This window comes from Kaistella antarctica (assembly GCF_900109615.1).
Classification (GTDB): Bacteria; Bacteroidota; Bacteroidia; order Flavobacteriales; family Weeksellaceae; genus Kaistella; species Kaistella antarctica.
The window spans coordinates 83,223-105,370 of sequence record NZ_FOIX01000003.1; the positions used below are offsets into that span (position 1 = coordinate 83,223).

22 protein-coding genes are annotated in these 22,148 nt (G+C 35.7%); 12 read left to right on the top strand and 10 right to left on the bottom strand.

What is annotated here, in order from left to right:
• The first annotated feature begins 38 nt into the window (after positions 1 to 38).
• The 3 genes from BMX49_RS08935 (at position 39) to BMX49_RS08945 (ending at position 3,546) form a co-directional block, all read left to right on the top strand.
• Positions 39 to 512: a Fur family transcriptional regulator gene (locus BMX49_RS08935; protein ID WP_034720020.1), complete on the top strand. Its 474-nt coding sequence runs from the start codon at positions 39 to 41 to the stop codon at positions 510 to 512.
• Positions 512 to 2,248, top strand: coding sequence for an OstA-like protein (locus BMX49_RS08940; RefSeq protein WP_034720021.1), 1,737 nt, complete (start codon positions 512 to 514; stop codon positions 2,246 to 2,248). Before BMX49_RS08935 ends, BMX49_RS08940 begins: the two co-directional genes overlap by 1 nt.
• A 122-nt stretch (positions 2,249 to 2,370) precedes the next feature.
• A complete protein-coding gene (locus BMX49_RS08945; RefSeq protein ID WP_034720023.1) occupies positions 2,371 to 3,546 on the top strand; it encodes an aspartate aminotransferase family protein in 1,176 nt (391 codons plus the stop codon).
• A gap of 55 nt (positions 3,547 to 3,601) precedes the next feature.
• Here the strand turns inward: BMX49_RS08945 and BMX49_RS08950 are convergent, their stop codons facing one another.
• The 4 genes from BMX49_RS08950 to BMX49_RS08965 all read right to left on the bottom strand — a co-directional run bounded on the left by BMX49_RS08950 (position 3,602) and on the right by BMX49_RS08965 (position 6,097).
• Complete coding sequence (locus tag BMX49_RS08950; protein WP_034720025.1) at positions 3,602 to 4,069, bottom strand: GNAT family N-acetyltransferase; 468 nt, start codon at positions 4,067 to 4,069, stop codon at positions 3,602 to 3,604.
• Positions 4,070 to 4,083: 14 nt separating this feature from the next.
• Positions 4,084 to 4,626 (bottom strand): hypothetical protein, encoded by a 543-nt coding sequence (locus tag BMX49_RS08955; protein WP_034720028.1) that lies wholly within the window; start codon positions 4,624 to 4,626, stop codon positions 4,084 to 4,086.
• Between the two features lie 69 nt (positions 4,627 to 4,695).
• Complete coding sequence (locus BMX49_RS08960; RefSeq protein WP_034720030.1) at positions 4,696 to 5,337, bottom strand: hypothetical protein; 642 nt, start codon at positions 5,335 to 5,337, stop codon at positions 4,696 to 4,698.
• Between the two features lie 58 nt (positions 5,338 to 5,395).
• Positions 5,396 to 6,097 carry a DUF3667 domain-containing protein gene (locus BMX49_RS08965; protein WP_034720033.1) on the bottom strand — a complete coding sequence of 234 codons (702 nt, stop codon included), beginning with the start codon at positions 6,095 to 6,097 and terminating at the stop codon, positions 5,396 to 5,398.
• Between the two features lie 447 nt (positions 6,098 to 6,544).
• Between BMX49_RS08965 and BMX49_RS08970 the strand changes: the two genes are divergently transcribed.
• Together BMX49_RS08970 and BMX49_RS08975 are read left to right on the top strand one after the other, a co-directional pair.
• On the top strand, positions 6,545 to 6,931 hold the full coding sequence (locus BMX49_RS08970) for an START-like domain-containing protein (protein WP_034720037.1): 387 nt from the start codon (positions 6,545 to 6,547) through the stop codon (positions 6,929 to 6,931).
• 67 nt (positions 6,932 to 6,998) lie between these two features.
• Complete coding sequence (locus BMX49_RS08975) at positions 6,999 to 7,808, top strand: aminotransferase class IV (RefSeq protein WP_246005127.1); 810 nt, start codon at positions 6,999 to 7,001, stop codon at positions 7,806 to 7,808.
• A gap of 273 nt (positions 7,809 to 8,081) precedes the next feature.
• Here BMX49_RS08975 and BMX49_RS08980 read toward each other — a convergent pair whose 3' ends face one another.
• A complete protein-coding gene (locus BMX49_RS08980) occupies positions 8,082 to 8,630 on the bottom strand; it encodes a YqgE/AlgH family protein (RefSeq protein ID WP_034720040.1) in 549 nt (182 codons plus the stop codon).
• Between the two features lie 52 nt (positions 8,631 to 8,682).
• On the opposite strand from BMX49_RS08980, the gene pdxH reads away from it, so the two are divergent.
• Positions 8,683 to 9,327 carry a pyridoxamine 5'-phosphate oxidase gene (pdxH, locus tag BMX49_RS08985; RefSeq protein ID WP_034720041.1) on the top strand — a complete coding sequence of 215 codons (645 nt, stop codon included), beginning with the start codon at positions 8,683 to 8,685 and terminating at the stop codon, positions 9,325 to 9,327.
• A gap of 48 nt (positions 9,328 to 9,375) precedes the next feature.
• Here pdxH and BMX49_RS08990 read toward each other — a convergent pair whose 3' ends face one another.
• Entirely contained in the window at positions 9,376 to 9,666 is a 291-nt protein-coding gene (locus BMX49_RS08990; RefSeq protein WP_034720042.1) for an HU family DNA-binding protein, read from the bottom strand.
• A 394-nt stretch (positions 9,667 to 10,060) separates the two neighbouring features.
• On the opposite strand from BMX49_RS08990, the gene panD reads away from it, so the two are divergent.
• Positions 10,061 to 10,411, top strand: a complete 351-nt coding sequence (gene panD, locus BMX49_RS08995; protein ID WP_034720044.1) for an aspartate 1-decarboxylase — start codon at positions 10,061 to 10,063, stop codon at positions 10,409 to 10,411.
• Between the two features lie 20 nt (positions 10,412 to 10,431).
• A complete protein-coding gene (locus BMX49_RS09000; RefSeq protein ID WP_034720046.1) occupies positions 10,432 to 11,478 on the top strand; it encodes a lysylphosphatidylglycerol synthase transmembrane domain-containing protein in 1,047 nt (348 codons plus the stop codon).
• Positions 11,479 to 11,543: 65 nt separating this feature from the next.
• Here BMX49_RS09000 and BMX49_RS14720 read toward each other — a convergent pair whose 3' ends face one another.
• Together BMX49_RS14720 and BMX49_RS09010 are read right to left on the bottom strand one after the other, a co-directional pair.
• Complete coding sequence (locus BMX49_RS14720; protein ID WP_156030687.1) at positions 11,544 to 11,702, bottom strand: hypothetical protein; 159 nt, start codon at positions 11,700 to 11,702, stop codon at positions 11,544 to 11,546.
• 221 nt (positions 11,703 to 11,923) lie between these two features.
• The gene (locus tag BMX49_RS09010) at positions 11,924 to 13,939 is read right to left on the bottom strand and encodes a M3 family metallopeptidase (RefSeq protein WP_034720048.1); all 2,016 of its coding nucleotides are present in this window, start codon (positions 13,937 to 13,939) and stop codon (positions 11,924 to 11,926) included.
• Between the two features lie 241 nt (positions 13,940 to 14,180).
• On the opposite strand from BMX49_RS09010, the gene BMX49_RS09015 reads away from it, so the two are divergent.
• The 4 genes from BMX49_RS09015 (at position 14,181) to BMX49_RS09030 (ending at position 19,623) form a co-directional block, all read left to right on the top strand.
• Positions 14,181 to 15,242: a DUF6263 family protein gene (locus tag BMX49_RS09015; protein WP_034720050.1), complete on the top strand. Its 1,062-nt coding sequence runs from the start codon at positions 14,181 to 14,183 to the stop codon at positions 15,240 to 15,242.
• Positions 15,243 to 15,293: 51 nt separating this feature from the next.
• Positions 15,294 to 15,512 (top strand): hypothetical protein, encoded by a 219-nt coding sequence (locus BMX49_RS09020; protein ID WP_034720051.1) that lies wholly within the window; start codon positions 15,294 to 15,296, stop codon positions 15,510 to 15,512.
• A gap of 56 nt (positions 15,513 to 15,568) precedes the next feature.
• The gene (locus BMX49_RS09025) at positions 15,569 to 18,151 is read left to right on the top strand and encodes a YfhO family protein (RefSeq protein WP_034720053.1); all 2,583 of its coding nucleotides are present in this window, start codon (positions 15,569 to 15,571) and stop codon (positions 18,149 to 18,151) included.
• A 185-nt stretch (positions 18,152 to 18,336) separates the two neighbouring features.
• A complete protein-coding gene (locus tag BMX49_RS09030) occupies positions 18,337 to 19,623 on the top strand; it encodes a glycosyltransferase family protein (RefSeq protein ID WP_034720055.1) in 1,287 nt (428 codons plus the stop codon).
• Positions 19,624 to 19,778: 155 nt separating this feature from the next.
• Here BMX49_RS09030 and BMX49_RS09035 read toward each other — a convergent pair whose 3' ends face one another.
• Positions 19,779 to 20,759, bottom strand: coding sequence for a PLP-dependent cysteine synthase family protein (locus BMX49_RS09035; protein WP_034721422.1), 981 nt, complete (start codon positions 20,757 to 20,759; stop codon positions 19,779 to 19,781).
• 156 nt (positions 20,760 to 20,915) lie between these two features.
• The gene (locus BMX49_RS09040) at positions 20,916 to 22,145 is read right to left on the bottom strand and encodes an ABC transporter permease (RefSeq protein ID WP_034720057.1); all 1,230 of its coding nucleotides are present in this window, start codon (positions 22,143 to 22,145) and stop codon (positions 20,916 to 20,918) included.
• Between the last annotated feature and the right edge of the window lie 3 nt (positions 22,146 to 22,148).

A 22,148-nucleotide genomic window follows, 5' to 3' on the forward strand; every position in this document is an offset into this window, starting at 1 on the left:
AATTAAAAATTCGATAAATTTGCATATAATTATTTTTAATGGACGCTAAACAAAGGGAACTCAACATTTCAACAATCAAAGAGGTTTTAAGGCAATATCTTCAGCAGAAAGGTTTTAGAAATACACCAGAACGCTACACGATTTTGGAAGAAATCTATAATATGGAACATCACTTTAATGTTGATGATTTGTATTTATTAATGATGCAGAAAAAATACCACGTTTCCAAAGCGACCATTTACAACACCATCGAAATTTTTCTAGATGCAGGGTTAATTAGAAAACATCAGTTTGGTGAAAAAACATTAACTTCTTCCTCTTACGAAAAATCGTATTTCGATAAACAACACGATCATTTAGTGATTTACCGTAAGGATTCAGATAAAGTTATTCAGGAAATCATCGAGTTTTGTGATCCCAGAATTCAAGGAATTAAAGATTCAATTGAGGAAACATTTGGCGTAAATATTGATTCGCATTCACTTTATTTTTACGGAACCAAAAAGAATTAATGAAAAAACTCCTCGTTTTTTTTCTCTTTATCAGCCTTAAATTTTTTGCGCAAATTCCTACGCAACCTCAATCACCTACTGTAAAAGATCCTTTTTTTAATCAAACTGAAAAAGCTCCGGCAGGTGAAAAAGTAAAATTAATTCACTCCGATGAGTTTGGTATTGTAACCGGAAAGTATAATGATAATCCATTCTTTTCGGGAAATGTACAATTCTCCCATCAAGGTTCAATTCTAACCGCTGATGAGGTTATATTTTACCGAGATCAGAATTTTGTAAAAGCGATCGGCAACGTAAAATTGCAGAATGCAGATGGTTCAGTCATTACTTCCGGTGAAATGGAATATGATGGCAATACCCAAAAAGGAATTGCCCGAAAGAAAGTTCTGCTGGTCGATCCAGGCCAAACCATTGAGACAGAAATTCTTTATTACGACCGACTTTCCAATAAAGCCTATTTTAACACAGGCGGAACCATCAAGAAAGATGGTAATGTGATGTATACCAAAGCAGCAACCTACGATTTAAACAGCCGGATAATCGACTTTACAGGTAATGTGAAGATTGACAACGCGGAATATATTGTGGATGGAGTTAACATCATTCAAAATCAAAATACCAATACGGCAACTTTTAATGGCGCTACAACTATCACCAATAAAAAAAATCCCAGCAATTTAATTTATACCGAGAAAGGAACTTATAACATGAACTCCAAGGAAGTTTATTTGAAGAAAAATTCCCGCATTCATTATAATGGAAAAATATTGACTGGCGACGATTTATACTTTAACCAAATCACTGGTTTCGGTACAGGAAAGGGCAATGTAACTTTGCGCGATCCTTTAGAAAAGCGATATATGAAAGGCGGTTACGGTGAGATCTACGAGAAAAAAGATTCAGCCATGATGACGGATAAACCCTACGCCGTAAAGATATTGGAGAAAGATTCGATGTACTTTTCAGCCCAGAGAATTTTGGCTTATCAGAAAATTGATGCTACCAATCCTCTCAAGAAAAAAAGTTTTCTGCGAGCTTATAAAAAGGCAAGAATGTTTAAGACCAATATTCAGCTACGAGCCGATTCTTTAAGTTTTAATGAAACCGATGGAATTATGCATCTTGATGGGAAACCAATTGCCTGGAGTGGCGAAAAACAAATCAACGGCGATAAAATTGAAGCCTATTTTGATACCGAAAAAGAATTTATCGACTCGTTACGCGTTATCGGAAATGCGTTCGCCATCAGTAAAGCAGATTCTTTGAATTTGAAAGATGAGTTCAACCAAGTCAAAGGAAAGTTGATGACGGTATATTACACCAACAACGAAATCTCGCTCGCCAAAGTGATCGGCAATGCCCAGGCAATTACTTACGCCGACGATCAGAACGAAAAGACCAAAGAACTGGAAAGGTTCGGGGTTTCGCTTTCCACATGTGGCACCATTGAAGCTGAATTTGAAGAGCGAAAAGTTCAGATCATTTCCTGTAATATTGGGGCAGATATCGATACTTATCCGATGAGTTTAATTTCACGCGAAAAACGATTTTTTCCAGATTTCAACTGGAATACCAAAGATCGACTCCGAACCTGGCGAGATATTTTCAGCGATTCCCCCGATTACGAAGAGACCAAATACGAATCTGACGACACATTATACAACGCTGCTCAGAAATCCATTGATGATGAAAAAGCCAAGGAGGAAGCCAAGAAACCAAAGCGTACGCGTAAGTAATTGCTTTATTTGGGCGCCTTAATCCGTCTACCGTTCCCGCTTTTTTGCTCCACTTCGTTTCGCAAAAAGAGCTCCACTCAAGCCGGGGCGCAACACCAGATTTTAACAAACATTGATTTAAAATGCAAACAGATTTTTTTAAATATCAAGCACAAACTACTCAATTCGCCGCCGGTTTCGAAGTAGAAAAAGCTTCAGGTTCTTATATCTATGGAAAAAACGGTCACGGATATCTAGATTTCGTAGCCGGAGTTTCTGCCAATACTTTGGGACATTCTCATCCTAAAATTGTGGAAGCTATTAAAACTCAGGCTGAGAAATATCTGCATGTAATGGTTTATGGTGAGTACGCTCAGGAAATGCCCGTGAAATTGTGCAAGCTTTTGGCAGATTCGACACCTGAACCTTTAGAAGTTACCTATCTCGTCAATTCTGGCGCGGAAGCGATTGATGGTGCTTTGAAGTTAGCCAAACGTTTCACCGGTCGAGAAGAAATTATTTCGATGACCGATTCTTATCACGGAAATACACACGGCGCTTTGTCTGTTTCTGGGAATGAATATCACAAGCGGGAGTTTCGTCCGCTTTTGCCGATGGTGAGTTTTATTGAGTTTAATAACCAAGATCATTTTTCTAAAATTACCGAAAAGACAGCTTGTGTTCTGGCAGAAACAATTCAGGGCGCAGCTGGATTTTTAGTTCCTGAATCAGACTATTTTTTTAATCTGAAAAAGAGATGTGAAGAAGTTGGTGCTTTATTAATTTTGGATGAAATTCAGCCAGGCTTTGGACGAACAGGAAAACTTTTTGCGTTCGAACATTTCGGAATGGTTCCAGATATTTTAGTAATGGGAAAAGGAATGGGTGGCGGAGTTCCAGTTGGTGCCTTTATGAGTTCCAAGGAAATTATGCATTCATTGTCACATTCGCCAAAGTTGGGACACATCACGACTTTCGGTGGGAATCCCTTGATTGCTGCAGCAAGTCATGCGACTTTGCATGAAGTTGTTGAAAGTAATTTAATGAATGAAATCCAAGAAAAAGAAAATTTGTTCCGAGAACTCTTGGTTCATCCTAAAATAAAAAATGTCAATGGCAAAGGGTTGATGCTAGCCGTAAATCTCGGTTCACCCGATTTTACTTTGGAAGTTGCAAAACGCTGCATGGAAAAAGGATTGATTGTTTTTTGGCAATTGTATCGAAATGAATATTTACGTATTTCACCGCCACTCACCATTTCTTTGGAGGAAATCAAAGAAGGCTGTGACATTATAATTGATGTATTAAACGGGAATTAAATTTAGTTTAGCCAAATGTAAAATCTCTTTTAAATTAATTTAAAAGAGATTTTGTTTATAAATGTTTCTCCATTTTAATATTCGCTCTCTCGTAAAGTCCTTCTTCTAGGTCGACTTCAGAAAAACCGTATTTGCGATAAAGATGAAGTGCAGATTTCAATTGGGTATTTGAATAAAGAACGAGTGTTTTGATTTGTTTTTGTTTTGCAAAAGTCAAGCAGCGTTCCAGCAGAAGAGTGCCGATCTTATGACCCTGCGCTTTTTGTGAAACCGCCATTTTTCCTAATTCAAAAACAGTTGCGCTCTTCTTTAATAAGGAAGCAGTGCCAATGATTTTATTATTGAGTTTGGCGTAAAAAATAAATCCGCCTTTGTCGATAATTTCTTCCTTGGGATTTGAAAGGGAAATAATATCATTCTTCTCTACTTTAAAATATTTTTCCAGCCATTCGTAATTGAGAACTTTTATTGCCTCTTTTTGCTCTTCAGAAAAATTAATGATTTCAACTTTGTTGGAACTCATAAGTGAAATCGCATTTAGTTGGTTATAATGTTCGATATATCTTTTTGAATACTTTCTTCTGTGCCGATAATATCTAACATCAGTATTTTCAGAAACTCTTTTTTATCTTTTCCAGTTTCCTTGGGATTCGCATAAAGAAAATCGACCAATCGCATACTTTTCATTTTCAGCATTTCCTTTTGTTCTTCAATCATTGCCAAAGCTGATATTTTTTTGTAATCCAGCAATTCAATCTTTGAGTTGGAAATCGCTTTCCAAGAATTGATTTTTATGGTTGGCACATAAATCCCCTTGTTTTTCAGGGTTATATCAAGTAAAGATATTTTATCATCTATTAAGTAGGCGTCAATACTGTCAATATAAGACTTTTGTAATAATAAATTTTCTTTGATATCCTGGTTGGTATCTGTTAATTCTTTATTACTTGCTGAGCTTATTTGATCAAGGTAATTTTTATCTTTTCTATTTTCATTCCAGTTGTTAATCCACAACGCAACTAAAATCCCTACCACGATAGGGATGATATCTTTAATGAATGCTTTAATGTTTTCTTTCATATAATTTAAAATGCTTGTTCTTTTACTTCTATGATTGGAGCAGCTAAAACTGCAACAAACTATTTTTACTCAATGCGAGTTGTTAATTTCATCAATGACCGTTCTTAAATCTCCAATTGTAAATTCGTCTGAAGTACATTTTTTATCTAAAATATTATGTTGTTTTAAAAAGTCATTGAGATCCGCGCAGTCTCTTAAAATGTTAAGTTCTTTATTATCAAAATCTAGAACAATTCCTTTTACGTTTCCCGCCATTGAATAGGTTAAAGGACTCAAATTACCCAAAAATGCTTTAGACCAAAGTCCTCGCATGCTTTCTTCAAAATATAAAAATCTACCATAACTGGTGACTTTGCAATATCGTGAGTATTCATCAGGATCATAGCCTTTGTCTTTTTTGTTGGTGTATTTTCTATAGGTTTGAAAATACATTTCTCCCTTGTAGGAAAGGGCTAAGGGTAGTTTTACCTTTTTATCGGTTGCTTTGAAATAGAAAAATGCTTTGTCTGGTAGGTGCTTGATAAAATCAAACTTATCTGAAATTTTGAGCGTTATTTCCTCCGTCGAAGAGGGCTTTTTGTTAATCACATCATTCATGGTCATGTAAATTCCCTCGGGAAAATCTCCTTTTTTAATAAGCTGAGGACTTTTATCTTGTGCATTCCCCAGATTACAGATTGCAATTAAGCAGGATAGAATAAGTACTTTCATGTTGTGATATTAGGATTTTTTTTCTTACTCATTTTCTAATTTTTAATTACCAAGTCAATTAATATACATCTATAATTACTACCAAAATTGTAAAGGTTATCAATCCTAATATATAAGCAAATAGCGCTTTAACGTAATTAAGCAATTTGCCTTTTCCGAAGAATTGACCAATTGCCCATGTAGAATAAATCACACCCATTATCCCACCTATTTGAGAAATTTCAAAATGGGTAATGCCTTCAGCCAGAGCAAAGAATGAGTAAATTAACATAGAAATACCCAAAACGAAGCACATAACAATTAAGATCTCAAAAAAATTATATTTATATTTTTTGAAAAACATCTTTGTATAAAAGGCGATGAGTATACCTATTATAATGTTTGCATATCCATAGTGACCCTGTACCCACACCAAAATTTTCTTTGATGTTGACAAGTCAGTACCTGAACCATCAAATTGGATATATTGTTTTTCAATATGAAAAATGTTAATGGTAAAGGAATAAATTAATGAAGTGAGAATAATAAAGATAATTGGTTTCACAAGTCTACTTCTATTTTCAGACAAGTAGTTTCTTATATTTTGTCCTGGGTTCAAGACCAATTCTTTTATGGTATATAAAATTCCACGTTCAAAATGCAACACATGTTCAATCTCGTGAATGATGTAATGTCCGTCTATTCTTTTAAGATTTGAGGGATTTCCGCAGTCAGGACAAAATTTTGAATGTAGTTCAGTGTCACAATTTTTACAGTTCATCTATTTTTCTCATTCTTAAAGGTTCTTAATTCTTTTATTTGCAAGTGTGTAAAATTGGCACTAATTCTCAAATATACATAACTTCTCCTAATTTTAAATCAATATTACCTTAGATAAAATCAACTTTTACAATATTCTTTATGAATTTAAAATATTCAAATTACGATCGTTGATTGTAAAGATTTCCACCTAAGACTTGCGCCGGTAATTCCTTGAACATATCAACTAACTTTTCTTCTATCCCCGATGGAAGCGGCACCCCGCGATGATATATGTCATGAATTTTATGCAAGTTTTTCTCAATCGCTGATAGAGCGGACAGCGGGACGGGTTTGGCGAAAAAATATAATTTTGTTGCTCCTTACTGACAAAGAGGATTTCATTGAATATATAGCGTATATTAGAAATTAATTTATATATTGCGACTCATTAAAAAATAGTAATAATATGGCGAAAGCGAAAGTGCAATATGAGTTTCCAATGCACTGTCAGTCAGAGATTTTGTACGAATATATGGCGAGCGCAGAAGGACTTGCTGAGTGGTTTGCAGACGATGTGGTGGAAAAAGGAGATGACTTTTATTTTAGTTGGAGCAACGGTCCCGAAGAGAAAGCGACGCTTATTCGTTACAAGCCAGAAAGCTTTGTGCGTTTTCGTTGGGAAGAAGATGAAGGCACGAAAAACTATTTCGAAATGACGATCGTAATTGATGATATTACCGATGATTTGGCTCTTAATGTTACCGATTTCTGCGATGCTGGCGACGAGGAAGAAAACCGCCTGTATTGGGAAAACTTAGTAGAAAATTTGAAATTGAAATTAGGCGCATCCTAATTTTTTTAATCTAAATATAAAATGAACGATTTATCGTTCATTTTTTGTTATAAAAATCCATCCTATTGTGAAATTATCTTTTGCTTCAGACCAGTTCCAGCCTTATAACCGCGCTTTTCTATATGGTGATTCAGTGCGGGTTTCTTTTTTTGTACGTAAATCTCATTTGATTATGGCGGAAGAATGCTATTTTTATTTAATGGCTTCGATGCGTAAAATGAGAATGGCGATTCCTTTGTCTTACACCCTGGAATTTTTCGAGAATTTATTTGCGGAAAAAGTTTTGAACGAAGGAGTAGAAGAGGGTATTATTCATTTTTACGTCTATAGAAATACGGATCAAAGCGTACTTTCAAAAAGTGGAATTTCCTATTATTTCGAAGTCGAACCAATAAAGAATCTACTAAATATTCAGGGTGATTTTGAAATTGATTTATTGAAGGAAATCAGCGTGAACAGCAATGTGTTAAGTGGTATTCATGTTCACTGTCCCGAAAATATCTATGCTGAAATTTATGCGAAAGAAAACGATTTGGATGATGTGATTTTTCTGAATCCCAATAAAAGAATTGCCAGAAGCATTTACGGTAACCTGTTGTTTTTGGAAAAGAAGGTAATTAAGATCCCCAAGACAAGCGAGGGTGCCTATATTTCGCCATTGCTAGAGAACTTTGTGACCTTCGTTCATAAAAATAATTTAGCCCAAATTCAGGAGTCAGAGATGATAGCTTTTGAATCCCAGAAAGCAGAGGAGATTCTGATGATTTCTGATTTAAAAGGAATATTTTCTGTGACCAAGATTCGAAATAAATCTTTTGGCAAGGAACGGTTCTCAGAAATGGTGGAACAGTGGAAAAGGAGTTTCGACCTAAATTGACAAACCCAGTCAACAGCCTTTAAATAAAGCCCTTGACCAGGTTTTTTAGTTTTTTTACTTACTGTTATAACGGTTCAGTTTGGCTTAAATTATACGGTGAAATATTAAAGTTTTGTTAAAGTTTTACAGGTGCATGTGCTCGAGCAAAATGAGCGCTAAATAAAATGTTGGTATAAGAAAAATGTAATAGAACTTAACAAATTAGTAAGTTTCATAGATAGCTGAAGAGGTTGCATAACCACTACCTATAGCCTAAAATCAACAACCTGAAATTTAATTCATAGAGACATCTTCCGGTGCATTTGCCCACAAAAGATATTCGCCGCCAAGATTTTGCATAATGTTTTTCCACAGAAATTGGTCATTAGGCGAAGTGTAATCCAGGTTATAAACATCAACCGGAGTCCACATCTTTCTCAGAATTTCTCCCTCTAATTGCTGAGCCGACCAGCCAGAATAGCCGGAAAAAACTTTCATATCATTAACCGACATCTGATGCTCTAAGATAAATGAAACCACGTTTTCAATATCTTCGGTTAAATAAAATTCATCGTCAATTTTTAAATATTCTTCCGATACTTTTTGGCCTTTGCAGATAAAAAAGGTCTTATCGTTTTCAACTGGACCGCCATCATAAACAGCGACTTGAAAGCCGAAGAGCTCCAGCAATTTGGAACTCATGTTATCATTCTTTTTATTCAGAATTAAGCCAAACGCTCCTTCTTCATTATGTTCTACTATTAAAACAACCGAGCGAGAAAATATATCCCCTGAAATATCGGGAGTGGAAATTAAAATTTTACCTTTGTATGAATAATTCATCTGATAGATCAGTTTTATTGAACAACCTTTGACCAAATGTAACAAAAATTTAATGGAAAACTTGCACGACAAAAGAAAAATCTACGACCGAAGCGAACTTTTGGAGAACCAAATTAAAGAAAACCCGATGGAACAATTTCGAGACTGGTTTTTAGATGCTGAGCAGAATTCCAAAATATCTGAAGCGAATGCGATGGCAATTTCGACGCTTGAGGAAGATGGGTGTCCAAGATCAAGGATGGTTCTGCTGAAATCTTTTACTTGGGAAGGTTTTATTTTCTATACCAATTACGACAGCAGAAAAGGAAAAGCGATTGAGAGCAATCACAAAGCCTGTCTACATTTTTTTTGGCCCGATTTAGAACGTCAAATTATCATTAAAGCAGATTTAGAAAAACAGGCATCTAATCTAAGCGATGGTTATTTTCATTCGCGTCCGAAAGGAAGTCAGTTAGGAGCTTTGGTTTCGCCCCAAAGCCAAGTAATTCCGAACCGAGAATTTCTTGAAGAAAAATTGACAGATCTTGAAACAGAATTTGAAAACCGAGAAGTTCCCAGACCCGAAAATTGGGGTGGTTATTTAGCAAAACCTTACGAGATAGAATTTTGGCAAGGTCGTCCGAATCGCCTGCACGATAGAATCATCTATGAATTGCAAGCCGATTTTGACTGGAAGATTTCCCGTTTAGCTCCATAAAAAAAAGTCCCGAATAATCGGGACTTTAATTTTAATATAATCAGTAGATTATTTTTTCATACCGCCCATTACAGCGTCAGATAATTCAGATCCTGCTTTGAATTTTGCAACGGTCTTAGCAGCGATGCTAATAGGTTTTTTAGTAGCAGGGTTGATCCCTTGTCTAGCAGCTCTTTCAGCTACAGAGAAAGTTCCGAAACCTACTAGAGAAACTTTACCATCTTTTTGTGATAATGTTGTAGTAACGTTAGAAATGAAAGATTCAAGAGCAGCTTTAGCCGCAACTTTAGTAATGCTCGCATCTTTTGCGATAGCGTCGATTAATTCAGACTTGTTCATAATATTTATTAATTAAGGTTAGTTCGATTATACAAGCAAATATAAAACATTTTTCATATTGAGCAAATTTTTTACATATATTTAATCAATATTCAATGAAATTCCTTCTTTTTCAAGAAAAAAATAATTCTTTAATACTTCTTTAATCAAGGTTTGCAAGTATCACAATCTTACCAAACTCAATATTTATCGTTATTTGACACGAATAAAATTTTAGGATTTGTAATTGCGAATTATTGAATTTTATAATAATTTCAAGTTGGTATTTGAATATCGTTAAAAAAAACGGATTTTAAATATCCTTTTTTTGTAAAATTTGTAATGACATTTGCTACTACATAGGATAAGGTAAAATTAATTTCACACCTTTGATTAAAATAATTAAATTTGCGCCATGTTAATTGAAATATTTAAATCAAAAATACACCGCGTTCGGGTGACCGAATCCGACCTTAATTATATCGGTAGCATCACTATCGACGAAGATTTGTTGGATGCTTCGGGAATTATTGTCGGCGAGAGAGTCTATATTGTTAATGTTAACAATGGTGAACGGTTCGATACGTATGCAATTAAAGGTAAACGAAAGTCGGGTGAAATCTGTTTGAATGGACCCGCGGCCAGACGCGTACAGAAAAATGACATCATCATTATTATGTCCTATGCTCAAATGACTCCTGAAGAAGCCAAAACTTTTCAGCCGAAAATTATATTCCCGAATGAGCAAACCAATCTTCTTACCTAATTATCTAAAAATTTTTGACTTTGGAACAGATCAAAAAATCAAATCCTTTTAAAACTTTTTTAACCGTTGCAATTTCATTGGCAATTGCTGCTCTTTTCATGTGGTTTGCCTTAAAGGGAATGGAGTTTGAAAAGATTGCCAGCTATTTTGCAAAAGCCAATTACCTCTGGGTTTTCATAGCTTCGATATTTGGAATACTGGCTTACTGGTTCCGCGCTATTCGATGGAATCTTTTATTAGAACCGATGGGATATCAGATTTCAAATGCTAACTCATTCTGGACCATTGCCTTTGGATATTTAATGAATTTAACCATACCTAGAAGTGGCGAATTAGCTCGCTCAACCGCTTTGTTCAGCGTTGAAAAAGTTCCAGTCGAGAAATCTTTTGGAACCATTATTTTAGAAAGAGTTGTCGATCTGATGTGTATGATGTTATTTTTGGGTTTGACTTTAATTTTTAAATACAAAGCGATTCTCGAATTCTACAATTATATCACGGCCCAAAAAGAAAAGACTGTTACAGAATCGTCCAATTCAAACCTATACATTGTTGCCGGCGTAGTTGTGGTGATTTCCGTGCTGTTTTTCCTTCTTAGAAAAAAATTAGAGCAGTTCGCTATCTATAAGAAGGTGGTTGATTTCGGGAAGGGAATTTTCCATGGTTTGACTTCCATTTTTAAAATGAAACAGAAGGGAAAATTCATCGCCTATTCTTTAGCGATTTGGATCTGCTATTATCTGGCGGCTTATTTAGTCTGTTTCGCGCTACCTGAAACTTCGCAGTTCACTTTCGCTGATGGTTTCTTTATCATCGTTGTCGGAACGCTCGGGATGATGGTTCCCGCTTCGGGCGGTATTGGCGCGTTTCATTTAGCTTTAAAGTTCGGAATCATGGCATTGTTCCTGTCGATGGGTAAAGATCCTGCAGAAGGTGGCGAAGTAGGTCTATCATACGCCTTCATCTCACACACCATGCAACTCGTAATCATGTTGGTTTTGGGTGCGATTTCAATTCCGATTTTAGCGAAGGCTCGAAATGCTGCTATGAAAAAATCTAACGTTTAAACTATATTATAAATCAATAAAGAAGGGTTTACTGTTAAAGTAAACCCTTCTTTTATTTTTTAAATTTAATCCTTCACAAAATAAGTTTCATCGTCTTCGATGATGGGAATGTAAATTCGATGCCACGTCTCGTGACCGTCAATCATTTTCCAAGTATGACCTTCGCCATCGATATCTTCTGCCAACAAAACGATTCCGGGTTCTATGATAAAGGTTTTTATCATCGCTGGTTGTGAATTCTAACTTGCCACTCAAAGTGACAACGAATTGTTTACGCGGTGCAAGGTGAGTTCCCACTTGCCAGGAATCGATCTCATTGGCGAACCAAAATTCAGCTGACTGTATTTTTTCGTGCGTACGTACTTTTCCAGTTTCAAAAAAGCTTTCTCCTGCTGAATCTCGCATTAATCGAATCGCGGGAATGCTGTTCTCTTTTTTGTCCATCTTATCCGAAAGCTCTTTTTAATAAACTTTCTACTTTCGGCTCACTTCCTCTGAAGTTTTTATACAATTCCATTGGATCTTTAGTGCCGCCTGAAGAAAGCAAAACTTTATATTTCGCCGCGATTTCTGGATTAAAAATTCCGTTTTCTTTAAAGTATTGAAAAGCATCAGCATCAAGAACTTCCGCCCATTTGTACGAATAATATCCCGCCGAATATCCACCTTGGAAAATGTGGGAGAAACTGGTACTCATCATCGTTTCGGGATTACTTGGATAAAGATTGGTTGCTTTGGTTTCTTCCACTTCAAAGGTTTTCACATCACCAACTTTTTCGGAGTCAGAATGATAAGAAATATCTAAAAGTCCAAATCCGATTTGTCTTAAAGTTTGATAACCTTCCATAAAATTCTTGGAATCTGAAATTTTCTGAATTTTCTCATCAGGTAAAACTTCGCCGGTTTGATAATGTTTCGCAAAGGTTTTTAAGAATTCAGGTTCATAACAATAGTTTTCTAAAAACTGTGACGGAAGTTCTACAAAATCCCATTTCACAGACGTTCCCGACAGGTTCGGATAAGTGGTGTCTGCTAAAACACCATGCAAAGCGTGACCAAATTCGTGGAAAAGGGTCGTCACTTCCTGGAAAGTCAACAAACTTGGCGTATCAGAAGTTGGCTTCGAAAAGTTGCAAACTACAGAAATATGCGGACGGTTATTCTCTCCATTCTTAATGGATTGACTTTTAAAACTCGTCATCCAGGCGCCTGCTCTTTTTCCTTTCCTGGGGAAATAGTCAGCGTAGAGTAGGGCTTTAAATTTTCCGTCTTCGAAAATTTCGTAGGTTTTTACTTCGTCGTGGTATTTTTGAACTTTAGTTGTTTCTTTAAATTCTAACCCAAATAATGTTTTTGCTAATCCGAAAACGGCGTCCTGAACTTTTTCTAATTGAAAGAAAGGTTTCAGTTCTTCATCATCGATATCGAATTTCTGCTTGCGTAATCTTTCAGCGTAAAATGTATGGTCGTAACTCTCCATTTCTTCGATTCCATCTTCCTTGGCGAGTTTTTTCAATTCGTCTACTTCTTTTTCGGCGTAAGGTTTTGCCTTTTCTAAAAGTTCATTTAAAAATGATTTTACCTGTACAGGAGATTTTGCCATTCTTTCTTCCAACACATAATCTGCATAATTTTCGTAACCTAATAATTTTGCTTTCTCCTGTTTTAAAGAGATGATTTCTTTAATTAAATTCTGGTTGTCGAATTCATTGTTTTGAAAAGATTTTTTGCCGTTTGCTAAAGCGAGTTTTTTTCTCAATTCCCGGTTTTCAGCGTAAGTCATTAAAGGAAGAAAACTTGGATATTGTAAAGTCACCACAAAACCTTCGAGATTTCTCTCTTTCGCTTCTTCTTTATATTGTTCCAAAATGGCGTCTGGAATTCCGGCTAATTCTTTTTCATCGGTAATATGTTTGAAATAGTTATTGGTTTCCGCTAAAACATTTTGTCCGAACTGAAGTGATTTCTTGGATAATTCAATGCTGATATTTTTGAATTTTTCTTTGTCAGAGTCATCCAGCAGCGCACCGCTTCTTACAAAGCCTTTATAAGTTTCGTTCAAAAGCATTTTCTGTTCTTCATTCAGATTGTATTTTTCTTTTTCGTCAAAGACTTTTTTTATCTTTTCAAAAAGAGGTAAGTTTTGAGAAATCTTGGCGGAGAATTCAGTTAAAAGTGGCGAAACTTCCTGAGCAATTTTCTGAATTTCGTCATTGGTTTCCGCAGAATTTAAATTAAAGAAAATACCCGAAACAACTTCTAGTTTTTCACCTGAAAAAGCCAAGGCTTCAATCACGTTTTTAAAAGTTGGTTCTTCTTGATTTCCAACGATTTCATCAATTTCCATTTCAGAAACTTTTATTAATTCCTGAAATGCCGGGAGAAAATGGTCCTCTTTAATTTCAGTAAATGGTGCCGATTGGTAAGGTGTTGAAAAAGATTCAAGAAGTGGATTTTGCATATTATTTCTATTAATACTATTCGTTATTTGAAAGATGAAGTGCAAATTTAAGTAAAAATAATTTTCAAGTTTTATTAGAGGAAATCCTTACCAATTCATCTGATTGGCTTATTTCTAAAAGGATGTTAAAAATAGATAATGTTTGAAACCATCAGAAATAATTAACTTAAATTTGTCAATCGTTTTTAAAAATGAAAATCTTTAAAAATCTACTTTAATTAAAATTCAGAAAAATCAGTAAATGAAAAAATTCACAGCCATTGCGCTCCTTTCTATAACCTTGGTAGCTTGTAAAAAAGACACCAAAACAGTAACCAAAGTAGATCCCGAAACTGGGAAAACAATCACCGTAGAAGTTCCTGTAACCAGTACTGATTCATTAAAAGTAGAAACGCCGCAAGCAGAAATTTTTGCAATTAAAGATTCTTTGGGAGTTTATAAGCAAACTTTTAAATTAGAGAAGGGGGAAACCTATCCTTTAGTGACGTATCAAAAAGACGTTCAAACGATGACTGCGCCTGATGGGAAATCGCAAAGTGGAACCAGCGAAATGACCGACGAAATGTCGTTTACCGTAAATGATTTCAAAGATGGCGTTTATGATATTACCATCAACTTAACCGGAAAAAGAAATTCTCAGTCAGCCAACGGAAAAACGGCTGCTGTTGATACCAAGCAAGCAGAACCGAAAGATGAGCAGTTGAAAATGATGTGGAAAGTCAATAAGGCTCTGGTTGGAAATAAATTAAATTTGAAAATGACTGAAACCGGAAAAGTGATCTCGATTACTGGTTTCGATACGATTTATAATAAAATTGCGGCTTCTGTTGGAACCGTAATTAAAGATCAGAAAGACAAAGCTGGCTTTATCAATAGTTTCAAACAGAGTTTTAACGAGAAGATGTTGAAGGACCAATTCTCCAAAAATCTGGTTTTAATTCCAGCAAAAGGAGCCAAGATTGGTGATAAATGGTCTGAAAGTGAAAATGCAACTCCAGATGGAAAAATTAAGCTCACCACTACTTATACGTTGAAAAGTGTGGGTGATGGAATCGCACAAATCTCTGTCGCAGGTGGAATTCCTAAAAAAACGGATAAACAGACGAAAGAAGGCGTCACCAGATCAATGAGTTCTGAACTGTCGCAAAATGGAACAATTATATTGGACCAAAAAACAGGTTGGGTGAAGAACCAGAACATCTCTGTGAAAACGACTCAGACAGAAACGCTTTCAGATGGCAAACAATCTCAAACCATGAAGTCAGTTTCGAATTCAACAGTGGTTGTCAACCCAAAAAAGTAGATTGGAATAATTAATTTAGACACCAACTTGATCTGTTATCAAAAGTAAGAAATGAAATATATATTAGAATTAATTCTAACCACGGTAATCATTTTTTTTGTTTGGAATTTTTTAAAAAGAATGTTTTTTAAGAAGATTTTTAAATTTCCACAGCCGAGAAATGACGAGAATGTAACGCAGCAGAAAACCAGTAAAAATTTGGATTCCAAAATCCATTGGGATGCAGAAACCGTCGATTACGAAGAGGTTAAAGAACCCAAAGAAAAATAAAGATAAGTAAATCCTTTGACGATGTCAAAGGGTTTTTCTCAATAATAAACCTAAAGATGTTAAAAAACAAAAACTTAATTTTCATTATCGGAAGCCTGGTGGTTTTCATTTTATTGGCGGTGATTTATGCCAATCCTGTGTTGACCGGTAAGCAACTTTTCCAGCATGATATTGTGCAGTATAAGGGAGGAGCCAAAGAACTTTTGGATTACCGTGCTGAACATGGTAAAGAAACGTATTGGAGCGATTCGATGTTTGGTGGAATGCCAACTTACCAAATGGGCGCGCAGTTTCGAGGTGATGTTATTAAAAATATTGATAATCTACTTAACTTTTTACCGAAGCCGGCGAATTATATTTTCCTTCTTTTTTCAGGTTTTTTTCTATTAGGTTTAGTCGCCGTTAGAAATTGGAAATACGCACTTTTAGGCGCCACCTTTTTTGGACTTTCTACTTATTTTTATATCGCACTTGCTGCCGGACATAATGGTAAAATACACACGGTTGCTTATTTCGCACTACTTTTAGCCGGAATACTTTTGGTGTATATCCGCAAAAAATACGTGATTGGATTTATTGTAACGGCTCTTTTTATGGGCTTGCAGGTTGCGGCAAATCATCCACAAATGACCTATTATCTATTCATTGCGTTGGGCTTTTTATTCTTATCAGAATTAATTCGCGCGTTTAAGGGAAAGACCGATTGGAAACATTTTGGTATTTCAACGGGAGTTTTGGCTCTGGCATTTGTCTTGGGAGTTGGAATGAATTCTCAACGGATTATGGCGAATTCAGAATACATAGGAGAAACGGTTCGGGGGAAACAAATTCTGGATAATGAAAAGCATTCCGCCGACCAATCTGGTATGGATAAAGAAAGCATGTTGATGTGGAGTTATGGGAAATTAGAAACTCTGAATTTGTTTATTCCCCGATTAATGGGTGGATCTAGTAATGAAGAAGGTTCGCAAGAAATGATGGCGAAAGTTCAGGAGTTGGTTCAAGAGAATGTAGGTTCACAGCAAGAAATGGATCGAATTTCCAAAGGTTTCGGATCACTTACGTATTGGGGCGAACAGCCGGGAACTTCTGGGCCTGCTTACCAAGGTGCGGTCGTTTGCTTTCTGGCAATTTTAGGATTTTTCTTTGGTTGGAAGAAGTATCGATACTGGATTTTAGGAGCCTCCATTTTGACCATTCTTTTAGCTTGGGGAAGTAACTTTTTACCACTGTCTGATTTGTTCATTGATTACCTTCCTTTTTATAATAAATTTAGAGCGCCAAGTTCTATTTTAGTTGTTGTTGAATTATTGTTTCCGCTAATAGCGATTGTTGGATTATACCGTTTCTTTAATTCAAATGAAAAGACAGAAACATCGACGCAAAATATATTGACCGAAGATTATAAGAAGAAAATTTTGATCTATGTAAGTTCTGCAGTTTTAGGAATTACGGTCTTACTACTGGTTTTTGGGAAATCCATTTTAGGGTTTTATACCTCTACAGAAAAGACTTATCTTCCGCCATTTTTATTGGAGTTTTTGGTAGATGAAAGATTTAAGATGTTCAGCATTGATGCAATAAAGGCGATTGTTTTTGTAGCGATTACGGCTGGAGTTTTATTTTTAAGTTTAAAGAATAAAGTCACTCAAAATATAGCGATTATCATTATTGGTTTGGTCAGTTTCTTTGATTTGTGGAGCGTTAATAAAAGATATCTAAACAATGATAATTTCATTGATAAATCATTTACAGAAAATCCTTTCCAAACGGAAAATTCAGAACTGTTGATGCAGAAAGTCGGTGATAATGCGAATTTAAAATCTTTGCTAGACAACGCCAACATGAATAAGACGTTGGAAACTATTGCTGAAAAAGACAAAGGTCATTATCGTATTTATAACCAAACTTTAGGCGCTTTCAATGAGACCAATACTTCTTATTTTAAATCGTCTGTTGGTGGTTATCACGCTGTGAAATTGAGGAGATATGATGATTTGATTAATGAATATTTTGGTAAAATGGATACCGTGAAAGTTCCACGAATTCTGAATATGCTGAACACCAAGTATATGATTTTTGGAAATCCAGAAAACCCAGAAGGTGCTACGAATGCGGATGCGAACGGAAATGCTTGGTTTGTTTCTGAATTGAAATTCGTGAATTCTCCCAATGAAGAATTGGATCAGATTGGAATGATTGATAATAAAAGAGTTGCCGTCATTGCGAAAGAGGATCAAAAATATTTTGAAGGAAAACCATTGCAGAGAGACTCTACCGCCTTTTTAGATTTAAAAAAATACCAAGCCGACGAACTGGAATTCACGTCTGAATCGAAAACGCCACAATTAGCAGTATTCTCGGAAATTTATTATCCAAAAGGGTGGAAGATGTTTATTGACGACCAGGAAGTTCCTTACATCAAAGCAGATTATTTGTTAAGAGCTGTTTATGTTCCGGCCGGAAAACATTCGATAAAAATGATTTTTGCCCCAGAGGTTATTGCAAAAGGGAAAATTATTTCGATGATTTCGTTTGGGTTATTTTTGCTGTTGAGTGGTTTGGGAATTTGGTGGATGTGGAAAAATAGAAAATCTGTTGCGGCAGAAAACGAACCAGTGAGAAATTCAGATTGTTAGGATTGATTTTTTACTGCAAAATAAACATTCAACTTATCTTTAAAATAAACCATTAAGAACTTAATTATGAAGTCTTAATTATTCTTAATCTCTTAATGGTTTTAATTTCAATTATGCATTTACAATGATTTAAATTGTAATTTTTGAAAGTAATTTTACGGTTTTCAATTCCCATCAAATAATAGATGAAACCAAAAAAAAAAATATTAATCATCACCTATTATTGGCCGCCTGCGGGTGGTCCGGGTGTTCAGCGTTGGTTGAAGTTTGTGAAATATTTACCCGACTTTGGTTGGAACCCCACTGTTTTTATTCCTGAAAATCCGAGTTATCCGATTATTGATGAAACTTTGACAAAGGAAGTTTCTGATGATTTAGATATTATTAAAACCAAGATTTGGGAGCCGTATCAATTAGCCGAAATATTCGGTAAAGACAATAAGAAATTCAAAGCCGGACAATTTGATGTCGGTAAGAATCAATCCTGGAAATCAAAACTTTCGATTTGGGTGCGTGGAAATTTCTTCATTCCTGACGCCCGCGTTTTTTGGGTGAAACCTTCCGTAGAATATTTAAAAACGTATTTAAAGGAAAACCAGTTTGATGCTTTTGTCACAACTGGTCCACCACATTCAATGCATTTGATTGGTTTGGAATTAAAGAAAGAGTTTCCTAGTTTAAAATGGATTGCCGATTTCAGAGATCCGTGGACTGAGATTTCTTATTATAAACATTTGAAACTGACGAAATCTGCAGATCAAAAACACGGAAATCTTGAGCAGAAAGTTTTTGAAACTGCTGATATTACTTTAGCCACAAGTTTCGCCGATGCTGAAAATTTCAGAAAGAAACGAGCAAATGCTTTTTGTATAACTAATGGTTTTGATCAATATGTGGTTGACGAAAAGATCGAGCAAAAGAGTTCGACATTTACCCTAAGTTATATTGGAGTTTTGGAACAGTTGCGAAATCCTAAAGCTTTATGGAACGTTTTAAATGAACTGGTTTCTGAAAATGAAGACTTTAAAAATGATTTTCAGTTAAAGTTTGTCGGTAGAATTGATGATAAAATTTTAAATGAAATTGAACAAACTTCATTAAGAAATTCGATGAATAACTTAGGTTATCTTTCTCACTCAGAGGCGAATCTGGAAATGGCGAATTCTGATTTACTTTTAATAACCAATTTTCCTGATGACAGTTCAAAAGGAATTATTCCCGGAAAAATATTTGAATATTTAGCCACCGGAAAACAGATTATTTCCTTCGGTCCGAAAGAAAGCGATGTCAAGAAAATTTTAGAAGAAACGAACGCTGGAAAGCATTTTGCCTATGATGATGAATCAGAATTAAAAATGTTTTTATTGCAGAAATTTGAAGAATGGAAATCTGGAACTACACATTCGCAAACTCAAAATATTAAACAGTTCTCCCGCAGAAATTTGACCAAAAAACTGACGGAACTTTTGTGATCCACCTTGCGTGAGGGAGGAGGTGGAAATCCTTTTTTAGCAAGGGCAGAAGCGAAGGCAAAAAAAAGATTGGGAACCGGATACCGACCTTTATAAAAATAGCCGTAAAAGTTTACTTTTACGGATATTTTTATAAAGGGCACGCCCCTAAAATTTTACAACCAACCCATTTCGTTCATCCATTCATCATTGTAGATTTTCCCCACATATCGGGAACCGTGATCGTGTAGCAAAACTACAATCACATCATCTTTGGTGAACTGATCTTTCATTTGGATCAATGCAGCAATCGCACTTCCGGCGGAATAGCCACAGAAAATCCCTTCTTCTTTTGCCAGTTTTCGAGCGTAAACTGCACCGTCTTTATCAGTTACTTTTTCAAAATGATTAATGACTGACATATCAAAGTTTTGAGGAATAATATCCTCGCCAATTCCTTCTGTAATATAGGAATAGGCGTTGTCTGGATGATATTCACCAGTTTCGTGAAATTCTTTCAAAATTGAACCATAAGTATCAACACCAATGACTTGAATTTCCGGATTCTTTTCCTTGAAAAACTTTCCACAACCCGTAATCGTTCCTCCCGTTCCCGCACCAACCATGAAATGTGTTAATTTACCTTCCGTTTGCTCCCAGATTTCCGGCGCGGTAGATTCGTAATGTGCTGTACGGTTAGATAAATTATCATATTGATTCACATACCAACCATTTTCAGTTTCTTCACCCAAACGTTTAGAAACAGAGTAATAAGAACGCGGATCATCTGGTGTAACATCTGTCGGACAAACGATTACTTCTGCACCAACCGCTCTTAAAATATCATTTTTTTCTTTGGATTGCTTTGCATTGGTCACGAAAATACATTTGTAACCTTTCACGATTGCAGCCAAAGCCAAGCCCATCCCAGTATTCCCGGAAGTTCCTTCAATAATGGTTCCACCCGGTTTCAAACGTCCATCTTTTTCTGCGTCTTCAATCATTTTCAAAGCCATTCTGTCTTTTACAGAATTTCCTGGATTGAAGGTTTCTACTTTTGCCAAAACCAACGCTGGAAAATCTTCACCCAAAACTTTATTAAGTTTCACAAGTGGCGTATTTCCAATGGTTTCAAGAATATTTTGTGCGTATTTCATTAAAGTAAATTTTAGAGCCACAAAAGTAGGAATTCTTTTAGACTCAGTCCCGCTTTCCGTTATATGTTTTTCTTTCCTCGCCAAATGCCTTTGCAAAGAAAAAGATATCACTGCAATCGAGGCTAGAATTTCTTACTGCCTTTTTTTGACGGTACCTTAGTTGTATTTGATGGCTTTTACAGGAGAAATTTTACTAATCAAATAACTCGGCAGAACTAGTGAGATTCCTGAGACAATCAGGATTCCGCCAGAGATTAATAAAATGTGCAAGAAGTTGATTTCAACTGGAACCACACTCAGATAGTAATTTTCTGGATTTAAAGTGATGATGCCGAAATATTTCTGAAGGAATAAAAACGCTAAACCTATTATGTTTCCGATAATTAAGCCGGGAATCATGATCAGCAAAGTGTAGTTGATGAAGATTGCGCGAATTTGTCCATTGGTCGCTCCCAAGGTTTTTAGCATTCCGATTGAATTTGTTCTTTCGATAATTAAAATCAATAAAACCATGATGATATTAATGATAACGACGATTAACATAATGGTAATAATAAGCGCAATATTAGTGTCGAAAATCGCAATGAAATCCATGATCTGCGGATATTCATCGGTGGCTTTAACGGTGTAATTTTTATAACCAGCAAGTTGATCGATTTTTGGCGCATCTTCGTCGATGTAATTGATGTTCTTTAAAAAAACATCGATTCCACCAACTTCCGTATCATTCATGCCCTGAATTTTGCGAGCGTGATTCATTCCACCGATGATGAATACGTCATCAATCATTTTGATGTCGGTTTTATAAATCCCAACAACTTCAAATTTTCGGTAGAGCGGACTTTGGTTTTCCTTTGAAAAGATCGCAACGATGCTGTCTTTAATTCCCAAGTGAAGATCTTTGGCCAGTTTTTTCGAAATGGCGATTCCACTCGTATATCCTTTTTCTGTTATTTTTGGCGAATGTCCTTCTACCAAAAATTTTTGAAATCGAGCAGAATCAAAATCCTGATCGACTCCTTTAAAAATGATGCCCGCGAAATTATGCTCATTTCGTAAAATACCACTTACGGCAATATAGTTTTGAGTCGTAGCGACATCGGGTAGGGCTTTTATTTTTTGAAGTTGAAGGCCATCATTGCTCAAAACTGACGAGTTGTAAGAATTGTTGGAGGCTTTAGATTTAATAGAAATATGCCCCGAGAAATCGGCCATTCTTTCTTTTATGGCTTTTTTCGAACCAACTCCGGTAGAAACCGTAATGAGCGAAACAATGACGCCGAGGGCGACGGATAGCCGACCAATAAAGACAATAATCCGTGAGAGATTATTTTTATTATCTTTGGAAAATGCAATTTTTTTGGAAAAATATAACGGAAAATTCAATCG

What these genes read in the sequence shown, in the direction of transcription:
- BMX49_RS08935 (WP_034720020.1), top strand. Translation starts at nt 39, where the DNA reads ATGGACGCTAAACAAAGGGAACTCAACATTTCAACAATCAAAGAGGTT.
- BMX49_RS08940 (WP_034720021.1), top strand. Translation starts at nt 512, where the DNA reads ATGAAAAAACTCCTCGTTTTTTTTCTCTTTATCAGCCTTAAATTTTTT.
- BMX49_RS08945 (WP_034720023.1), top strand. Translation starts at nt 2,371, where the DNA reads ATGCAAACAGATTTTTTTAAATATCAAGCACAAACTACTCAATTCGCC.
- BMX49_RS08950 (WP_034720025.1), bottom strand. Translation starts at nt 4,069, where the DNA reads ATGAGTTCCAACAAAGTTGAAATCATTAATTTTTCTGAAGAGCAAAAA.
- BMX49_RS08955 (WP_034720028.1), bottom strand. Translation starts at nt 4,626, where the DNA reads ATGAAAGAAAACATTAAAGCATTCATTAAAGATATCATCCCTATCGTG.
- BMX49_RS08960 (WP_034720030.1), bottom strand. Translation starts at nt 5,337, where the DNA reads ATGAAAGTACTTATTCTATCCTGCTTAATTGCAATCTGTAATCTGGGG.
- BMX49_RS08965 (WP_034720033.1), bottom strand. Translation starts at nt 6,097, where the DNA reads ATGAACTGTAAAAATTGTGACACTGAACTACATTCAAAATTTTGTCCT.
- BMX49_RS08970 (WP_034720037.1), top strand. Translation starts at nt 6,545, where the DNA reads ATGGCGAAAGCGAAAGTGCAATATGAGTTTCCAATGCACTGTCAGTCA.
- BMX49_RS08980 (WP_034720040.1), bottom strand. Translation starts at nt 8,630, where the DNA reads ATGAATTATTCATACAAAGGTAAAATTTTAATTTCCACTCCCGATATT.
- pdxH (WP_034720041.1), top strand. Translation starts at nt 8,683, where the DNA reads ATGGAAAACTTGCACGACAAAAGAAAAATCTACGACCGAAGCGAACTT.
- BMX49_RS08990 (WP_034720042.1), bottom strand. Translation starts at nt 9,666, where the DNA reads ATGAACAAGTCTGAATTAATCGACGCTATCGCAAAAGATGCGAGCATT.
- panD (WP_034720044.1), top strand. Translation starts at nt 10,061, where the DNA reads ATGTTAATTGAAATATTTAAATCAAAAATACACCGCGTTCGGGTGACC.
- BMX49_RS14720 (WP_156030687.1), bottom strand. Translation starts at nt 11,702, where the DNA reads ATGATAAAAACCTTTATCATAGAACCCGGAATCGTTTTGTTGGCAGAA.
- BMX49_RS09010 (WP_034720048.1), bottom strand. Translation starts at nt 13,939, where the DNA reads ATGCAAAATCCACTTCTTGAATCTTTTTCAACACCTTACCAATCGGCA.
- BMX49_RS09015 (WP_034720050.1), top strand. Translation starts at nt 14,181, where the DNA reads ATGAAAAAATTCACAGCCATTGCGCTCCTTTCTATAACCTTGGTAGCT.
- BMX49_RS09020 (WP_034720051.1), top strand. Translation starts at nt 15,294, where the DNA reads ATGAAATATATATTAGAATTAATTCTAACCACGGTAATCATTTTTTTT.
- BMX49_RS09025 (WP_034720053.1), top strand. Translation starts at nt 15,569, where the DNA reads ATGTTAAAAAACAAAAACTTAATTTTCATTATCGGAAGCCTGGTGGTT.
- BMX49_RS09030 (WP_034720055.1), top strand. Translation starts at nt 18,337, where the DNA reads ATGAAACCAAAAAAAAAAATATTAATCATCACCTATTATTGGCCGCCT.
- BMX49_RS09035 (WP_034721422.1), bottom strand. Translation starts at nt 20,759, where the DNA reads ATGAAATACGCACAAAATATTCTTGAAACCATTGGAAATACGCCACTT.